Origin of the sequence: Archangium gephyra (assembly GCF_049060025.1) — a bacterium.
Taxonomy (GTDB): domain Bacteria; phylum Myxococcota; class Myxococcia; order Myxococcales; family Myxococcaceae; genus Archangium; species Archangium gephyra_A.
Map to the genome: position 1 here is coordinate 8,175,889 of NZ_JBMEQQ010000002.1, position 15,543 is coordinate 8,191,431.

11 protein-coding genes are annotated in these 15,543 nt (G+C 69.1%); 6 read left to right on the forward strand and 5 right to left on the reverse strand.

Annotated elements, in window-relative coordinates; genetic code table 11:
* Position 1: 1 nt before the first annotated feature.
* Positions 2 to 1,033: an AAA family ATPase gene (locus ACN28I_RS35940; protein WP_420946416.1), complete on the reverse strand. Its 1,032-nt coding sequence runs from the start codon at positions 1,031 to 1,033 to the stop codon at positions 2 to 4.
* A gap of 273 nt (positions 1,034 to 1,306) precedes the next feature.
* On the opposite strand from ACN28I_RS35940, the gene ACN28I_RS35945 reads away from it, so the two are divergent.
* Both ACN28I_RS35945 and ACN28I_RS35950 read left to right on the forward strand, forming a co-directional pair.
* Positions 1,307 to 2,716 carry a hypothetical protein gene (locus tag ACN28I_RS35945; protein ID WP_420946417.1) on the forward strand — a complete coding sequence of 470 codons (1,410 nt, stop codon included), beginning with the start codon at positions 1,307 to 1,309 and terminating at the stop codon, positions 2,714 to 2,716.
* Positions 2,717 to 2,927: 211 nt separating this feature from the next.
* Positions 2,928 to 5,567 carry a TIGR02266 family protein gene (locus ACN28I_RS35950; RefSeq protein WP_420946418.1) on the forward strand — a complete coding sequence of 880 codons (2,640 nt, stop codon included), beginning with the start codon at positions 2,928 to 2,930 and terminating at the stop codon, positions 5,565 to 5,567.
* 56 nt (positions 5,568 to 5,623) lie between these two features.
* On the opposite strand, the gene ACN28I_RS35955 is transcribed toward ACN28I_RS35950, so the two are convergent.
* Positions 5,624 to 7,495 (reverse strand): hypothetical protein, encoded by a 1,872-nt coding sequence (locus ACN28I_RS35955; RefSeq protein ID WP_420946419.1) that lies wholly within the window; start codon positions 7,493 to 7,495, stop codon positions 5,624 to 5,626.
* A 269-nt stretch (positions 7,496 to 7,764) separates the two neighbouring features.
* Between ACN28I_RS35955 and ACN28I_RS35960 the strand changes: the two genes are divergently transcribed.
* Complete coding sequence (locus tag ACN28I_RS35960) at positions 7,765 to 8,985, forward strand: S8 family peptidase (RefSeq protein ID WP_420946420.1); 1,221 nt, start codon at positions 7,765 to 7,767, stop codon at positions 8,983 to 8,985.
* A 17-nt stretch (positions 8,986 to 9,002) separates the two neighbouring features.
* Here the strand turns inward: ACN28I_RS35960 and ACN28I_RS35965 are convergent, their stop codons facing one another.
* Both ACN28I_RS35965 and ACN28I_RS35970 read right to left on the reverse strand, forming a co-directional pair.
* Entirely contained in the window at positions 9,003 to 9,395 is a 393-nt protein-coding gene (locus tag ACN28I_RS35965; RefSeq protein WP_420946421.1) for a DUF1622 domain-containing protein, read from the reverse strand.
* Positions 9,396 to 9,404: 9 nt separating this feature from the next.
* Positions 9,405 to 10,706, reverse strand: a complete 1,302-nt coding sequence (locus ACN28I_RS35970; protein WP_420946422.1) for an inositol-3-phosphate synthase — start codon at positions 10,704 to 10,706, stop codon at positions 9,405 to 9,407.
* Between the two features lie 301 nt (positions 10,707 to 11,007).
* Between ACN28I_RS35970 and ACN28I_RS35975 the strand changes: the two genes are divergently transcribed.
* The 3 genes from ACN28I_RS35975 to ACN28I_RS35985 are packed head-to-tail and all read left to right on the forward strand — an operon-like array spanning position 11,008 to position 14,424.
* A complete protein-coding gene (locus ACN28I_RS35975; RefSeq protein WP_420946423.1) occupies positions 11,008 to 11,790 on the forward strand; it encodes a TIGR04290 family methyltransferase in 783 nt (260 codons plus the stop codon).
* Complete coding sequence (locus ACN28I_RS35980) at positions 11,787 to 12,674, forward strand: beta-xylosidase (protein WP_420946424.1); 888 nt, start codon at positions 11,787 to 11,789, stop codon at positions 12,672 to 12,674. The genes ACN28I_RS35975 and ACN28I_RS35980 overlap by 4 nt, the downstream gene beginning before the upstream one ends.
* A 46-nt stretch (positions 12,675 to 12,720) precedes the next feature.
* Positions 12,721 to 14,424 (forward strand): cellulase family glycosylhydrolase, encoded by a 1,704-nt coding sequence (locus ACN28I_RS35985; protein WP_420946425.1) that lies wholly within the window; start codon positions 12,721 to 12,723, stop codon positions 14,422 to 14,424.
* A gap of 7 nt (positions 14,425 to 14,431) precedes the next feature.
* Here ACN28I_RS35985 and ACN28I_RS35990 read toward each other — a convergent pair whose 3' ends face one another.
* The gene (locus tag ACN28I_RS35990) at positions 14,432 to 15,439 is read right to left on the reverse strand and encodes a UDP-glucuronic acid decarboxylase family protein (protein ID WP_420946426.1); all 1,008 of its coding nucleotides are present in this window, start codon (positions 15,437 to 15,439) and stop codon (positions 14,432 to 14,434) included.
* Positions 15,440 to 15,543 lie beyond the last annotated feature (104 nt).

Here is a 15,543-nt window from a genome sequence, read left to right on the forward strand (position 1 = left end):
GCTATCCCTTCACCAGCGCGACGAGCTGATCCACCAGCTTCACCGAGGTGGTGCCCTCGCTCTCGGCGGTGAAGTTGGGCAGCACGCGGTGGCGCAGCACCGGGCGGGCCACCGCCTTCACGTCCTCCACCGAGGCCACGAAGCGTCCGTTGAGAATGGCGCGCGCCTTGGCCGCCAGCACCAGGTACTGGCTCGCGCGAGGGCCCGCGCCCCACGAGACGTTCTTCGCGATGAACTCGGGCACGCCCGGCTCCTTGGGCCGCGTGTGGCGCACCAGCTCCACCGCGTACCGCACCACGTGGTCGGGTACGGGCACCCGGCGCACCAGGTCCTGCAGCGCCAGAATCCGCTCGGGCGAGAGGATCTTCTCCAGCTTGGGCTGCGAGCCGCCGGTGGTGGACTTGACGATCTCCACCTCCTCCTCGGCGGTGGGGTAGCCCACGTCCACCAGGAACATGAAGCGGTCGAGCTGCGCCTCGGGCAGCGGGTAGGTGCCCTCCTGCTCGATGGGGTTCTGCGTGGCGAAGACGAGGAAGGGCAGCTCCAGCGGGTAGGTGCGGCCGCCGGCGGTGACGCGGTACTCCTGCATGGCCTGCAGCAGGGCGGCCTGCGTCTTGGGCGGGGTGCGGTTCACCTCGTCCGCGAGGATGATGTTGGCGAACAGCGGCCCCTTGAGGAACCGGAAGGCGCGGTGCCCGGTGGCCTTGTCCTCCTCCAGGATGTCCGTGCCGGTGATGTCCGAGGGCATCAGGTCCGGGGTGAACTGGATGCGGTTGAAGGACAGGTTGAGGACGTCGGCCAGGGTGGAGATGAGCAGCGTCTTGGCCAGGCCGGGCACGCCCACGAAGAGGCAGTGGCCGCGGGCGAAGAGCGCGATGAGCAGGTGCTCCACCACGTCGCGCTGCCCCACGACGCGCTTTTCGATCTGCCCGAGAATCTGGGCTTTGGCCCGGGCGAGCTCCTCGACGGCCTGAAGGTCCTCGCTGGTGGCTTCCGGTACCGGTGTCGGGGCGATGGGGGCGGCGTTTTCCATGAGGAGGATTCTCTTAATCTCGGGCGGCGCGGGGTCCAAGGGGTTCGCACGGAGACCACGGCTCGAACGTGGGATGCCAACCGTTCCAGGGGGCGCCTATTCCTGCCACAGGACGTTCGTCCGCTCCAGGACACCCTGTGGCCGGTTCCCTACCCCCCAGGGGGGTTCGGCCGGACCCGAGGCCGGGGGGATGCCGGAGGGAATGACCCCATTACCTTCCCCCGGTTCGTCTCTCCGGGCCCCTGGGGCCTGTGAGGAATGGGGGAGAAGCACATGCACCGAGCGTCAGGAGTACACACCCACCGTCCTTGGACGTGGCTCGTTCCCGCGGCGCTGGTGGCGTTGGCCACCGGCTGCGGAGGAGCGGAAGCGGACCCCTCGGGGACGTCCTCCCCTGACGAGGCCCCGCCCGGTGAGGAGGGGACCGGTACCAATCCGGTGGCCGCGACGCCCTCCGAGCCTCCTGTCGCGCCCCGGCCGGAACTGGGTGTGCCTGCTCCGGAAGCGGGCGCCGAAGCGGCCTCCGAAGGACCCCGGGCCTGGTTCCACCGGCTCGGCGGGCCGCAGGACGACACCGGGACGGGGCTCGCCGTGGATGGGGCGGGAGACATCTCCATGGTGTGGCTCTCCACGCCGCGCGAGGACGAGGAGCGCGAGTCCGTGCCCGGCCAGCGGCGGGGCCTCACCCTGGCGAAGTACGGCCCGGATGGTGCGCGGCGCTGGGTCCGGGACTTCTCGCGGATGCGCGTGGCCTCGCCGCGCGTGGCGGCCGCGCCCGCGGGGGACGTCTTCCTCGCCGGCAATGCCTTCCTGTACCCGTTGGACTTCGGCCTGGGCGCGGCCACCGATGGTTTCCTCGTGAAGTTCTCCGGCGAGGGCCAGCCCCTCTGGCAGCTGCGCGCGGGACAGAAGGTGTACGGGGTGGTGGCGGATGGCGAGGGCGGGGTGCTCGTCACGGCCGAGGAGTGGACGCCGGAGGGCCCCGTGCCGGTGCTCGCCCACCATGACGCGCAAGGGGCTTTCGTGTGGACGCGGCAGCTCGACCGGGTCGCCGAGGGGACCCGGCTGCACGCGCTGGCGCTCGCGCCCTCGGGCCAGATGCTGCTCGCCGGACGCCTCGTGGGCGCGCTCACGGTGGATGGCCGGACCTTCGGCAGCGCGGGGGGACGGGGACTGTTGCTGCTCGCCTTCGAGCGGGATGGACGGCTCGCGTGGGGGAAGGAGCTGCGCGGGGTGGACGGCCACGTCACCGGGCTGAGGCCGGAGCGGGACGGAGGCGTGGTGCTGGTGGGCGAGCTGCGCGGCCCGCTGTCCTGGGGCGGCACGCGGCTCTCCGGCTCCGAGGCCTTCGTCCTCGCGGCGGGCCCGGAGGGTGCCGAGCGCTGGGCCCAACCGCTCGCCTGCGATGCCCGTCCGGCCGCGCCCGCAGTGGCGTTGGATGAGAAGGGCCAGGTGGTGGCCGTCTGTGGCGGCATGCTGAGCGCGTACGCGCCGGAGGGAGCGCAGCGGGACCAGCGCACGCTGCCTCCCGGCGAGTGCCCCGAGGGCGACTGCGCGGTGGCGGGGACCACGCTGGACTTCGTCCCGGGGCAGGGCTTCACCCTCGCGGGCTACCAGCGCCACGGCGCGCGAGCGGGGGACGCGTGGGACCAGGAGGCCTTCCTGCGGCTGCTCGCTCCGTGAGTCCGCTCCGGCCCGTCCCTATTTCCCCAGAAAGCGGAAAGAACCTGGGGGGTCTTCCTCCTGGAAACCATCCGGGCACGTCCTGTGCGGGTAGGAGTCGTGGGCCTGGGTCGTCCATGGGCGCACCCGGAGTGGGAGAGAGGCAGGCAGGGGAGCGGAGGAGGAGAGAAAGACTTGAGCGGGCCGGTCTTACCCGCGACAGTCAGACGCTATGGATCAGGGACGGCGCGCCGCGGACCGCAAGGCCGTGGGTCTGCTGGTAAAGCTCAAGCACACGGACATCGGCAGCTTCGTCGAGGAGTTCGCCGTCAACATCAGCCCCGGGGGCATGTTCATCCGTTCGCGCGAGCCGCAGCCGGTGGGCACCCCGGTGAAGTTCGAGGTGCGCATCGCGGACGGCCTCCGGGTGATGAAGGGCTCGGCGGTGGTGCGCTGGGTGCGCCCGCCCGAGGACCTGTCCGGGCCCCCGGGCATGGGCATCCAGTTCACGGAGTTGGACTCGCCCTCCCAGTCGCTCGTCGACAGGATGTTGCAGCGCAAGGGCGAGGCGCCCGTGAGTGCTCCTCCGGTGGCCGCCCCGCCCGCCGCGCCCGCGAGGCCACCGGCGGCTCCGGGGGTGGCACAGGGGATTCCGTCCGTGGCGCCCGTTGCCCCCGGCACGCGGCCCGCTCCCGGTGCGCGTCCGGCTGAACCGCTCGCTCCGCCTCCACCGCCGCCCATCACCGCCGTCGACATTCCGATCGACGAGCTCGTCGCCGCCACGCTGCCGCCCGAGAGAGCCGAGGCCCCGCCGCCCGCCGCGAGGCCGCCCGCGCGCCAGAGCAGCAGCATGCAGGAGTTCGACCTGGCGGATCTCTCGGCGGCGGCCACACCGGGGCCCGCCGCTCCGCCACCCGCCGCGCGCGCCGGCCAGGCCAGCAGCGCGGTGGAGCTGGAGCTGGAGTCGTCCGACGACGATGAGCCGCTCGAGTTCGCACGGCCCGTCGCGGGGCAGCCCTTCAGGCCTCCGGCGAGGAAGCCCGCGCCGCCCCCGCCCGCGGCGCGCCCCGCGGCTCCAGCGGCGGCGCCCGCTCCCGCCCGGGCTCCGGCGCAGCCAGCGGCACCGCGGCTCGCTCCGGTGGCGAAACCGGCGGCCCCGCTGCCTCCCGAGCCGAAGAGCTCACCGGCGCAGGTGCGCACCGTCTTCCTCACGCCCCCGGCGAACATCGAGAGCAAGGGCCCGGTCATCGGCATCGACCTGGGCACCTCCAACTCGTGCGTGGCGGTGGTGACGAACAACAAGCCCGTGGTGCTGCGCTCGCGCGAGGGCTACAACACCATCCCCTCGGTGGTGTCGCTCTCGTCGCAGGGCAAGCTGCTGGTGAGCCACCGCGCGAAGAGCCAGGTGTTGCTGCGTCCCGAGCAGACCATCTACGGCGCCAAGCGCCTGGTGGGACGTCCCTTCGACAGCGCGGTGGTGAACCAGGTGCGCGAGCGCTTCCATTACGAGATCCTCGCCGACGCGCGGGGCCGGGCGGCGGTGCGGATGGGCGAGCACGTGCTGTCGCTGGAAGAGGTGCAGGGCATCATCCTGCGCGAGTGCAAGGAGTTGGCGGAGCAGCACCTGGGGCAGAAGGTGGAGCGCGCGGTGGTGACGGTGCCGGCGTACTACTCGGAGCCGCAGCGCGAGGCGGTGCGCCGGGCGGGGTGGATGGGGGGGCTGAAGGTGGAGCGGATTCTCAACGAGCCCACGTCGGCGGCGCTGGCGTACGGGCTCAACCGCGAGGTGACGAAGAAGGTGCTCGTCTATGACCTGGGCGGCGGCACCTTCGACGCGACCATCCTCCGCATCGACCGGAACGTGTTCGAGGTGATGGCGACGGGAGGCGACATCTTCCTGGGCGGCATGGACTTCGACAACGTGCTGGTGGACCTGTTGCTGGAGCGCTTCCAGCAGCAGGAGAAGGTGAGCTTCCAGGGAGACCGGATCGCGCTGTCACGGGTGACGGACGCGGCCGAGCGGGCGAAGGTGGCGCTCTCGGAGTCCAACACCTACGAGGTCCACATCCCGATGTTGATGATGGACGAGGCGGGGCAGCCGAGGGACTTGCACGTCACGCTGACGCGGGCGGAGATGGAGCGGGCGTGCCTGCCGATGGTGATGCGCACGCTGGACGTGGTGCGGGACGTGCTGCTGGACGCGAAGATGAGGCCGGGGGAGATCGACGACATCCTCATGGTGGGCGGGCAGGCGCGCATGCCGTTGGTGCGCGAGAAGCTGAAGGAAGTCTTCGGCAAGCCGCCGCACGCGGGGGTGAACACGGACGAGGCGGTGGCGTTGGGAGCGGCGCTGTACTCGAACGCGGTGGACAAGGTGAGCAGCGTGGTGCTCATCGACGTGCTGCCGATGACGATTGGCGTGGCGATGCCCGGAGGCGCGTTCACGCGGGTCATCGAGCGCAACACGCCGTTGCCGGCGCAGCGCTCGTTCGCGATCTCCACGACGCGGGACAACGAAGAGGTGATGGAGCTGTCCATCTTCCAGGGAGAGGACACGCACATCTCGGCGAACGAGTACCTGGGGACGGTGCGGCTGGAGGGCCTGCCGAAGGGTCCGAAGGGCTCGGTGCGGGTGGCGGTGACGCTGCGGCTGGATTCCGAGTGCGTGCTGCACGTGAACGCGCAGGAGTACTCGACGCGCAAGGAGATGAAGGCGACGTTGGCGACGCGCTACACGCCGGAGGAGTTGCGGCAGCGGCTGGGCGTGGCTTCGGACGCGGCGCGAGCAGCGGAGGAGCGGCGGGGCCAGGACTTGAAGGAGCGCGCGGGCCGCTTCTGGGGCTTCCTGAAGAAGGTCGTGGGCAAGGCTTGAGAAGCGGGGCTGGAGCCACCCGGGCTCCAACCCCATGTGTCTGGGCTACCCGCCGCTCAAGGCGAGGCGTTGGAGGCGGTGCCGCCCGCCATGAAGGCCTTGCTGTCGGAGCGGAAGAAGGTGTGGCGGAGCTTGTCACCCAGCTCGTCGAAGGCGCGCAGGGCCATGATCCTGTAGACGGTCTCGCCGGTGGGGCCGCCGGACGGGTCCAGGTCGAGTCCCCCGCGCCCGACGTAACGGCTGTACTCGACCGTGAAGTGATCCGGCGGCTTGACGGTCAGGCTGAAGCGCAGGGGCTTCTCGTTGGGGAGGCTCATGTCCACGTCGAAATCGAAGGCGATGCCCACGAACATCCGGTTGTCCTTGGACGAGCTGTAGGACGCACCGGACCAGCCCACCGTGTAGACGATGCCGAGCACGGGGACGCCCGCTTTGACGGTGCCCGGCAGCGAGTCGAGCGCCGCTCCCTTCTCCAGCACGAGCAGGTCGGTGGGGAAGATCTGCTTGAAGGCGTTTCCCATCACCTGGACGATGTCGTTCTCGATTGGAAGGAAGCGCTCATCGGCGAAGTGGGGGGAGACCTCGGCGGTGGCTCTGCCTGCTTCCCTCCCGGCCCTCACCAGGAGCTTGTCGGCCTCCTCGAGCGAGGGGGAGGCCACCCGGCGGAAGCGCACGAGCACCTTGGGATTTTCAGTGGCCTCGAGGTGGGCCAGCAGCTTGCCCACGAAGGGGACGAGCCCGGGGTTCTGGGTGGAGGCCTGCGACTGGAAGTCGGTGAGGGCCTGGACGAACAGCTGGTGGATGCGCTCCTTGGCTTCCGCATCCACCACGGAGTTGGGGTACTTCACGCGGAACCGGCGGAGCGCGGAGATGGTGGCCGGCGCATGCTTGAGCGCGGCTCGCGGCATGCGCTCCACGCGCGCCTCCTGGAGCCGGGGCGACTCGCTCCAGTTCACCGTGAACGCCCGCCAGCACGCCTCGGTGTCCTTCTGCTCGCACTCGCTGAAGCCCGCCTTCTCGCCGAGCTCCTTCGCCTTGTCCACGTGGAGCCAGCCCGTCCGGAGGTAGTCCCGGAAACCGCTCTCCAACCCCGCGGTCCTCGCGCTGCTGAAGGCGACGTAGTCGCTGAGGAGGTTGCGGACCAGCCAGGTGCCGCAGGCCAGCACCAGGCTCACCGCGAGCGCGGCCAGCCAGCGCCGCTCGAGCAGCCGCGGCAGCTCTCCGGCGAGCACGCCTTCCTGGGGAACGGGGGAGGTGTTGCTCTGGAACGACGCGAAGCCGCCCCGCACGCGCACTTCATGGAAGAGATCGAAGAAGTGCACGGCGTTGGCGTCCTTGTTCTCCAGCGCCTTGCCGAACGTCGCGCGTGCACGCTGCAACTTCCGCATCCGTTTCTCGGCTTCGTCCTTGTTGCGGACGACGAACGGCTCGCGGTGACCGCCTCCGAAGTCGAAGGTGAAGGTGGTGTGCGTATAGGCGCCATTCGTGTGCTCATGGACCGCCTTGAAGTCGTCGAGCTCGCTCAAGGAGACGATGCGCAGGTTCTGGGAACGGGCGTCGATGAAGTCGAGCGGAAAGAGGTAGCGCCCGGGAGGGAAGGGCAGGGCCTTGCTCCGCATGACGTGGAAGGCGATGGCGAGGACCGCGGCGGTGAGGAAGAAGGCGGAGCCGAAGTAGATGGGGAGGGCCCAGAGGTTATGGACCGCATTGGCCATGGGGCCGACCTCTCCGAAATCCCACAGGGTCCATTTGAGGAAGGAGTACAGGCAGTAGAGGCCCAACACCGACCACCAGAAGAGAGGCTTTGTCTTGGACTGGGGGTCGGCGAAGAGCGGTGCCAGCCGGGGTGTGGAGCCCAGGCTGTCAACGATTCGCTCGCGGGTGGTGCGCGGAAGGCGGTTGAAGTCCACGACGGTGTCGTCGGCCATGCGGGCTCCGATTCGATGAGAGCGAGAGGCGTATGCGTGGGGATGCTGTGGAGCGCCGAGCCTGGCCGCGGAAAGTGTCCCCCCTGCACTTTCCGCCGCGGTCACAAGCCTCGCATCCGGGGTGATATCAGCCCGGGACGCGCTCTGTCAGGGAATGCCGTCTTCGAACTCCCAACTATTGGGAAACAACCCCCCCTGGTTTTCCTTGAGGCGTCCGAAGCAACCATCTGCGTCCTGGGCCGATAATTCAGCAGAAAGGCCCACACGCCATGACGACCCTCTCCAAGCTCTCCAGCCCGTCCTTCCAGACCAAGACCCAGCGTGCTTCCGAGGTGGCGTCTCCCAAGGCCCCGGCCGCTCCCGCCGCCGCGCACGCGGAGGTGCACCGTCCGGTGGATGGATTCGACCCGGCGCCCACGCGCTCGAAGTTCGTGGACCGTCCCACGGGCCTGCGCCCGGGCGCGCAGCCGCTGGGCCTGCTGTCCAACCCGTCCGTGGCGCCGTTGTCCATCTCCACCGCGCGCAGGACGGAGCCCACCGGTCCGGTGGACCCCAAGCCCACGCCCACGGGCGTGCCCGTCATCGCCGTGTTCGACGGCGGCGTGGACACCCGGCACACGGACCTGGACGGGGCCATGTGGACGAACCCGGGCGAGGTGGCGGGCGACGGCCTCGACAACGATGGCAACGGCATCAAGGACGACCTCCACGGCTTCAACGTGGGCTTCAACTCGGGCGAGCCGATGGAGGGCGCGGGCACGGACCACGGCACGCACGTGGCGGGCATCATCGCCGCCGAGGACAACGGCCAGGGCAATACCGGCGTGGCCGCGGGCAAGGCGCAAATCCTCTCGGTGGGCGGCCTGTACGACGGGAAGGACCTGCTGACGAACTTCGAGCGCGCGGTGGACTACGTGGTGGACATGAAGTCCAAGGGCGCCAACATCCGCGCTGTGAACGCGAGCTTCGGCGACGAGTACCGGGACGCGGCCTCGCAGGCGCGCTGGAAGGCCTCGGTGCAGAAGCTGGCGGACGCGGACATCCTGCTGGTGGCGGCCACCGCCAATGGCAATGGCAGCAACATGAACAAGGTGGCGGACTTCCCGGCCAACCTGGATCTGCCGAACGTCCTCACCGTGGCGTCCATGGACAAGCGCAATGACAAGCTCGCGGGCTTCTCGTCCCATGGCGACAAGGTGGTGGAGCTGGCGGCGGTGGGCGAGGACGTGCTGAGCACCATGCCCGGCAACCGCTGGGAGGAGATGAGCGGCACCTCCATGGCCACCCCTCGCGTGGCGGCCACCGCGGCGCTGATGTTCGCGGAGAACCCGGACCTGACGGCCGCCCAGGTGCGCGACCTGCTGGTGAAGACGGTGGAGCTGGACCCCGACCTGAAGGGGAAGGTGAGCACCGGCGGCAAGCTGGACCTCGACGCCGCCGTGGCCGCTGCCCGCGCCTCGGCCGCTACCTCCCGGCTCCACGCGGCCTGAGCTTCCCGGAGTGCGCTTCAGGGCTCCCGGGGAGTTTGCGGCTTGGAAGTCCGGCCCTCCTCCCCGCGGAGCTCCGCGCGCTGCCAGGGCCAGTGCCCCTCGAGCTCCACGGCGAGGGTGAAGCTCAGGAAGGTGCGGATGAGCACGATGAGCCCGAGCACGATGACGCCGCGCAACGTGGGCTCCTCGCTGACGGTGCGGATGATGTCGGCGGCGACGAGCAGCTCCAGCCCGAGCAGGATGGAGCGGCCAACCTTCTCCCGGAAGCTGCGGAAGGCGTGCTCACCGCCCCCGCGGCGGTAGTGGGCGAGCACCAGCACGATCGACACGAGCGTGCCCACCACCATGACCGCCACGCCCGCGCCCTCGAAGAGGAGCGCCGCGAGCGCCACCCACGCCGTGAAGTCCATGCCGGCCTTTCAGTCGTAGCTCTCGGTGCCTGGAGGGCAGTTCGGCTCGTATCCCATGAGCGAGCGCAGCATGTTCTTGAGCTTCATGCTCTGCACGAAGAGATCATGCTCGGGCGAGCGGCCCGGGTCCGTCATGGGGCACTTGAAGTAGAAGCTGAGCCAGTCCTGCGTGCCAATGCAGCCACCCCGCTGGGCGAGGTCGAGCAGCAGCGCCAGGTCCAGCACGATGGGGGCCGCGAGGATGGAGTCGCGGCACAGGAAGTCGATCTTCATCTGCATGGGGCGGCCCATCCAGCCGAAGAGATCGATGTTGTCCCAGCCCTCCTTGGCATCACCTCGGGGCGGGTAGTACTCGATGCGGACCTTGTGGAAGATGTCCCCGTAGAGTTCCGGGTTGGCCTCCGCGTCGAGGATGTCATCGAGCACGCTGCGCTTGGTGATCTCCTTGGAGCGGAACGACTCGGGATCGTCGAGCACCTCGCCGTCGCGGTTGCCGAGGATGTTGGTGGAGAACCAGCCGTTGACGCCGAGCATGCGGGCCTTGAGCGCGGGCCCGATGACGGTCTTCACCAGCGTCTGGCCCGTCTTGAAGTCCTTGCCGGCGAGCGCCACCTCGTGACGGCGGGCGAGCTCGGCGGCGGCGGGGAAGTCCACCGCGAGGTTGGGCGAACCATTCGCGAAGGCCACGCCCTCCTGGATGCAGGCCCAGGCGTAGAGCTGCGAGTTGGTGATGGCCGGGTCGTTCTTGAGCAGGCCGGCCTCGAAGGCCCGGCGGGAGGCGTGCACCTTGCCGGGAGCCACATAGGTCTCGGTGGAGCCGCACCAGACGGCCACCGCGCGCGAGCAGCCGTTGTCGCGCATGAAGGTGCGGATGTCCTCGCGCACCTGCTCCACCATGTCCGCCTTCGTGGCGCCCTGCTTCACGTGCGTGCCGTGCAGGCGCTTGACGTACTGCGGATAGAAGACGCCCTTCATCGGGCGGATCGCCTCCAGCTCCGCGCGTATGGGCTCGAGCTGCTCCGTTTCGAGCACCTTGGCGTGGGCGGCCGCCTCATAGACGCTGTCCGGGAAGATGTCCCAGCCGCCGAAGACGAGCTGGTCCAGCCTCGCGAGCGGGAGGAACTCGTTCATGCGGACCTGCTTCCCCTCCACACGCAGGCTGCCGAGCTGCGTGAGTGAACCCACCGGCACACCCAGGCCCCGGCGGGCGAGGAGAACGCCCGCGATGAACGTACTGGAGACCGCCCCCATGCCGGGCAGCAGGATGCCGAGCTTTCCCTCCGGCGGGCGGATTGAGTCTGGTCGTTTCATCTGTCCCTCGGTTGTTGTGCCGACACCCCGGGTTGCCCTTCCGGGCCGGAGGCATCCCCCACCCTCATGTGCTCGTCTAAGGCTTAAGCACTTACAGTCTGTGCAACCACTGGGACCTCTGGCCAATGGCGATGGACGTGATCCGTCCTGGTATTGGCGAGGAGATATCCCGATCAGCGCGATGTCCGCCGCGCGACGCGAGCCGGGTTGGGTCTCTGGCTCCCAATCTTGAAAGCCTGTACACGCTGCACACCGTTGGCGCGGACCCAGAACCTCCGAGGTGCCAATGTCTCCAGGCGAGATGACGGCGGAACAGATCGAGCAGCGCGTGCGCTCGTTGGGGCAGTGGTTTCACAACCTGGACCTGAAGGGGGTGCGCACGGCGCCCGAGCATTTCCTGGGCGACTTTCCCTCCGTCTTCTGGAAGAGCTTCCAACACGCCTTCCCCACTGACCTGAAGGGCAAGTCGGTGTTGGACATCGGTTGCAACGGGGGCTTCTACAGCATCGAGATGAAGCGCCGGGGTGCGTCGCGGGTGGTCGGTATCGACTGCGACGAGCGCTACCTGGCCCAGGCTCGCTTCGCCACCGAGGTGACAGGCCTGGAGGTGGAGTTCCACAAGATGGACATCTACGACGTGGGCTCGCTGCGCGAGCGGTTCGACGTCGTGCTGTTCATGGGCGTGCTCTACCACCTGCGCCACCCGCTGCTGGCGTTGGACCTGCTCTACGAGCACGTGGTGAAGGACCAGCTCATCTTCCAGACGCTGGAGCGCGGCAGCGAGCAGGTGGGCCAGTTCGCCCCGGACTACCCCATCACCGAGCGCGCCATCTTCGACCAGCCGGACTACCCGAAGATGCACTTCATCGAGCACGAGTACGCGGGGGACTGGACCAACTGGTGGGCGCCCAACCGGGCCTGCACCGAGGCGATGCTGCGCTCGGCGGGCTTCGACATCCTCGAGCGTCCCTCCAACGAGGTCTACATCTGCCGGCGCGGCAAGCGCCCGGGGAAGTGGGGACAGGTCTGGCCGCGTCAGACCGTGAGCATCAGCACCATTGCGCAACCGGAGGCGATTCAATGATCGAAGCGGTGAAGCTGTGGAATGAGCCCAACAACATGTCCCACTGGGACTTTGGGATCGACAAGGACTGGCTCATCTTCTCGCGCATGGTGCGGCTGGCCGGTGAGGCGGTGCGCGCGGAGAACCCGAAGCTCACCCGCGTCCTCGGCGGCATCTCTCCCATCGACCCCGCCTTCGTGCGCCGCATGAGCGACCAGGGCGCCCTGGACGAGGTGGACGTCGTGGCGGTGCACGGCTTCCCGCTCGACTGGAACCACTGGCAGATCCACGAGTGGCCCGAGCGCATCGCCGAGATCCGCGCCGCGTCGCGCCACCCCGTGTGGGTGACGGAGGTGGGGGTCTCCACCTTCGGCGCCGAGGAGGTGCAGGAGTTCGGCCTGCGCCGCACCGCGGAGCTGCTGCTGGGCCAGGTGGACCGCATCCACTGGTACAGCCTCTATGACCTGCCCAAGGCCTGGCCGGCGACCACGCGCCACCGCGAGGTGGAGGGCTCGTCGTACTACCGGCACTTCTACATGGGCCTGCTCAGGGAGGACGGCACGCCCAAGAAGGCGATGCGCCACTTCGCGGACTACACGCCGCAGATGGGCATCTGCCAGTGGTTCCACTATGAGGACCACCGGCTGGATGACGCGGTGAAGTGGCTCAAGAAGCTGGGCGTCAAGAAGCTGCGCACCGGCTTGAGCTGGGCGGACAGCCACCGGCCGGGTTACGAGGCCTGGTTCGACCGGCAGATGAGCGCGCTCGAGGACTTCGACTTGACGCTGACGTACTGCTTCACGCCGGGCTCGTGCGGCGTCAACGACCACCACACCAGCCCGCCCCACCGTGTCGAGGAGTTCGCCGACTTCTGCGCGCGCATGACACGCCGCTACGCGAAGTAGGGATGGGCGCAGACCGCCGCCGAACCCCATGCCCCCGGGAGAAGTCATGTTCCCTCGCCCGAACCGCTGGCTGGTGCCGCTCGTGCTCGTGGCCCTGGCGTCCTGCGCCACGCCTCGCGCGGTATCTTCTTCCCAGGCCGCGGCGCTTCCCGAGGTAGAGCGCCTCGCGCGTTTCGAGGTGGGTTTCGAGCTGCCGGAGCGCACGCGCCATCCGGACGATGTGACCATCGAGGCCCGCTTCACCGCGCCCTCGGGCGAGGCCGTGACGGTGGGGGGCTTCGCCGTCGCCGGAGGCGGCTTCCGCGTGCGCTTCACGCCGCGCGAGACGGGGGAGTACCGCTACGTCATCCAGGCGGATGGGGGCGTCGGCATGCGCGAGGTGGCCTCGGGGGGCTTCCGCGTGCGGCCGGGCGAGCGGCGGGGCTTCGTGCGCCGCAGCAAGGAGTCCGTGCACCAGCTCGCGTGGGAGGACGGCAGGCCCTTCCTTCCGCTCGGGGAGAACCGCTTCAACGTGTACGACCCGGAGTGGAACTACAACAAGCTCTCGGGGCCCGAGTACGTGGCCTACATGGCCAGCCACGGGATGAACACCCTGCGCATCTTCATCTTCACCGACTGCGAGCGGGAGGAGCCGCAACCGGGGCCGCAGCCGGGCTGTCTGGAGACGCAGGTGGGGCGCTTCGATCCGGAGGTGGCGGCGCAGTACGACGCCATCCTGGAGTCCGCCGAGAAGCACGGCATCTACGTCATCCTCACGCTCTTCGCCGTGGGCTTCACGCCCGGCGAGACGTGGAAGAGCTGGGAGGACAATCCCTACAGCACCGCGCGAGGCGGCCCCGCCCAGACGCCCACGGAGTTCTTCGAGGAGCCGGACATCCGGAAGGCGGCGGAGCGCAAGCTGCGCTACGTGCTCGACCGGTACGGCTACTCACCGCACCTGCTCGCGGTGGATCTGCTCAACGAGCCGGAGTGGGACGGCAAGAACGGCGAGGAGACGTGGATTCCGTGGGTCGAGCACATGGCGAAGGTCTGGCATGCGGCGGACCCGTACGGCCACCCCGTCACGGTGGGCTCGGTGGGGCTGCACTGGAACGAGGATGGGGACGAGCGTCCCTGGTACGCCCACCCGGAGAACGACATCCTGCAGTGGCACCTCTACGGCAAGGAGTATTACGAGGTGCACGAGCTGGCGGCCGAGTTCACGCGGAAGATCGCCGAGAGCTGGGGCTACGGCAAACCCGTGCTGTGTGGCGAGTTCGGCTACGGCGGCGATGATCCCAAGACGTTCGATCACACGCACGTGGGCATCTGGAGCGCGACGTTCTCGGGGGCGGGAGTGCTGGCGCACAGCGCACCGCCGTTCACTCCGGACTCGGACGTGTTGATGACGCCCGAGCGGGGCCGCCACTTCAAGGTGCTGTCGGACTTCCTGTCGAGGCTGTCGCTGTCGCCTCCGCTCTCTCCGCAACTCGCGCCGTTGGCGATGCCGGAGGGCACCCGTGCCTGGGTGCTCGGGCGTACCGGCTATTGGGCGCTCTGGGTGATGGGCGCACGCAAGGGCTACGGCTCTCCGGTGGAGGGCGCCACCGTGCGGATGGGGGTGCCCTCCGGGAAGTACCGCGTCACCTGGTGGAACGACGTGACGGGCGAGCAGCTCCGGACGGAGGAGGTGGCGGCGCAGCAAGAGGGACTCCTGCTACGGGTGCCCGTCTTCGAGCGGCACGTCGCGGGAGTCCTGGAGTCCCTCTAGTTCCGCGTCAGATCGCCGGCCCCGCGTCCGACAGGGAATGGGACGAGGGCACGGCGCCCGGACGCTCGGCCACGCTGCGGAAGTACGCGATCGTCTCCCGGAGGCCGTCCTCGAGCCTCACGCGGGGCTCCCAGCCGAGCAGCGTGCGCGCCCGGGTGATGTCCGGCTGGCGCTGCTTGGGATCGTCCTTGGGCAGCGGTTTGAAGGTGATGCGGCTGCCTCCGCCCATGGCATCGCGCACCGCCTCCGCGAACTGGAGGATGGTCATCTCGCGCGGGTTGCCGATGTTGACCGGCTCCTCCACATCCGACATCGCCAGCCGCACGATGCCGTCGATGAGATCCGACACGTAGCAGAACGAGCGCGTCTGGCTTCCATCTCCGAAGACGGTGAAGTCCTCGCCCCGGAGCGCCTGTCCCACGAAGGCGGGCACCACGCGCCCATCATTGAGCCGCATGCGCGGCCCATACGTGTTGAAGATGCGCACGATGCGGGTGCTCACCCCGTGCGCGCGCCGGTACGCCGCCACGATGGCCTCCCCGTAGCGCTTGGCCTCGTCGTAGCAGGAGCGCGGGCCGATGGGATTCACATTGCCCCAGTACTCCTCGCGCTGCGGGTGCACCAGCGGGTCCCCGTAGATCTCCGATGTCGAGGCCTGGAGGAACACCGCGTCCTTCTGGTGCGCCAGCCGGAGGCCGTTCTCGGTGCCGAGCGCGCCCACGCGCAGCGTCTCGATGGGCAACTGCGCGTAGTCGATGGGCGAGGCCGGCGAGGCCATGTTGAAGACGTAGTGCACCGGCCCCTCGAAACTGAACGGCTCGGTGACATCGTGGTGCAGCGAGACGAAGCGCTTGTTCATCCGCAACCCGGCGAGGTTGCGCTCATCGCCGGTGACGAAGTTGTCGAGACTGATGACCTCGGAGGCCCCATCCGCGAGCAACCGCTCGCACAGGTGCGATCCGAGGAATCCCGCCCCGCCCAGGACAACGGCCCGTTTCCCGTGGATTCGATTCATGCGCGGGAGGCTGGGGCCGCGGGTGGCCGCGAGGGAGCGGCGGCCGATCATGCCAGGGACGTGGGGGTTGATTGTCCGACATGCCAGGGCGGCTGCGTATGGCA

What these genes read in the sequence shown, in the direction of transcription:
- ACN28I_RS35940 (WP_420946416.1), bottom strand. Translation starts at nt 1,033, where the DNA reads ATGGAAAACGCCGCCCCCATCGCCCCGACACCGGTACCGGAAGCCACC.
- ACN28I_RS35990 (WP_420946426.1), bottom strand. Translation starts at nt 15,439, where the DNA reads ATGAATCGAATCCACGGGAAACGGGCCGTTGTCCTGGGCGGGGCGGGA.
- ACN28I_RS35970 (WP_420946422.1), bottom strand. Translation starts at nt 10,706, where the DNA reads ATGAAACGACCAGACTCAATCCGCCCGCCGGAGGGAAAGCTCGGCATC.
- ACN28I_RS35985 (WP_420946425.1), top strand. Translation starts at nt 12,721, where the DNA reads ATGTTCCCTCGCCCGAACCGCTGGCTGGTGCCGCTCGTGCTCGTGGCC.
- ACN28I_RS35945 (WP_420946417.1), top strand. Translation starts at nt 1,307, where the DNA reads ATGCACCGAGCGTCAGGAGTACACACCCACCGTCCTTGGACGTGGCTC.
- ACN28I_RS35955 (WP_420946419.1), bottom strand. Translation starts at nt 7,495, where the DNA reads ATGGCCGACGACACCGTCGTGGACTTCAACCGCCTTCCGCGCACCACC.
- ACN28I_RS35980 (WP_420946424.1), top strand. Translation starts at nt 11,787, where the DNA reads ATGATCGAAGCGGTGAAGCTGTGGAATGAGCCCAACAACATGTCCCAC.
- ACN28I_RS35950 (WP_420946418.1), top strand. Translation starts at nt 2,928, where the DNA reads ATGGATCAGGGACGGCGCGCCGCGGACCGCAAGGCCGTGGGTCTGCTG.
- ACN28I_RS35960 (WP_420946420.1), top strand. Translation starts at nt 7,765, where the DNA reads ATGACGACCCTCTCCAAGCTCTCCAGCCCGTCCTTCCAGACCAAGACC.
- ACN28I_RS35975 (WP_420946423.1), top strand. Translation starts at nt 11,008, where the DNA reads ATGACGGCGGAACAGATCGAGCAGCGCGTGCGCTCGTTGGGGCAGTGG.
- ACN28I_RS35965 (WP_420946421.1), bottom strand. Translation starts at nt 9,395, where the DNA reads ATGGACTTCACGGCGTGGGTGGCGCTCGCGGCGCTCCTCTTCGAGGGC.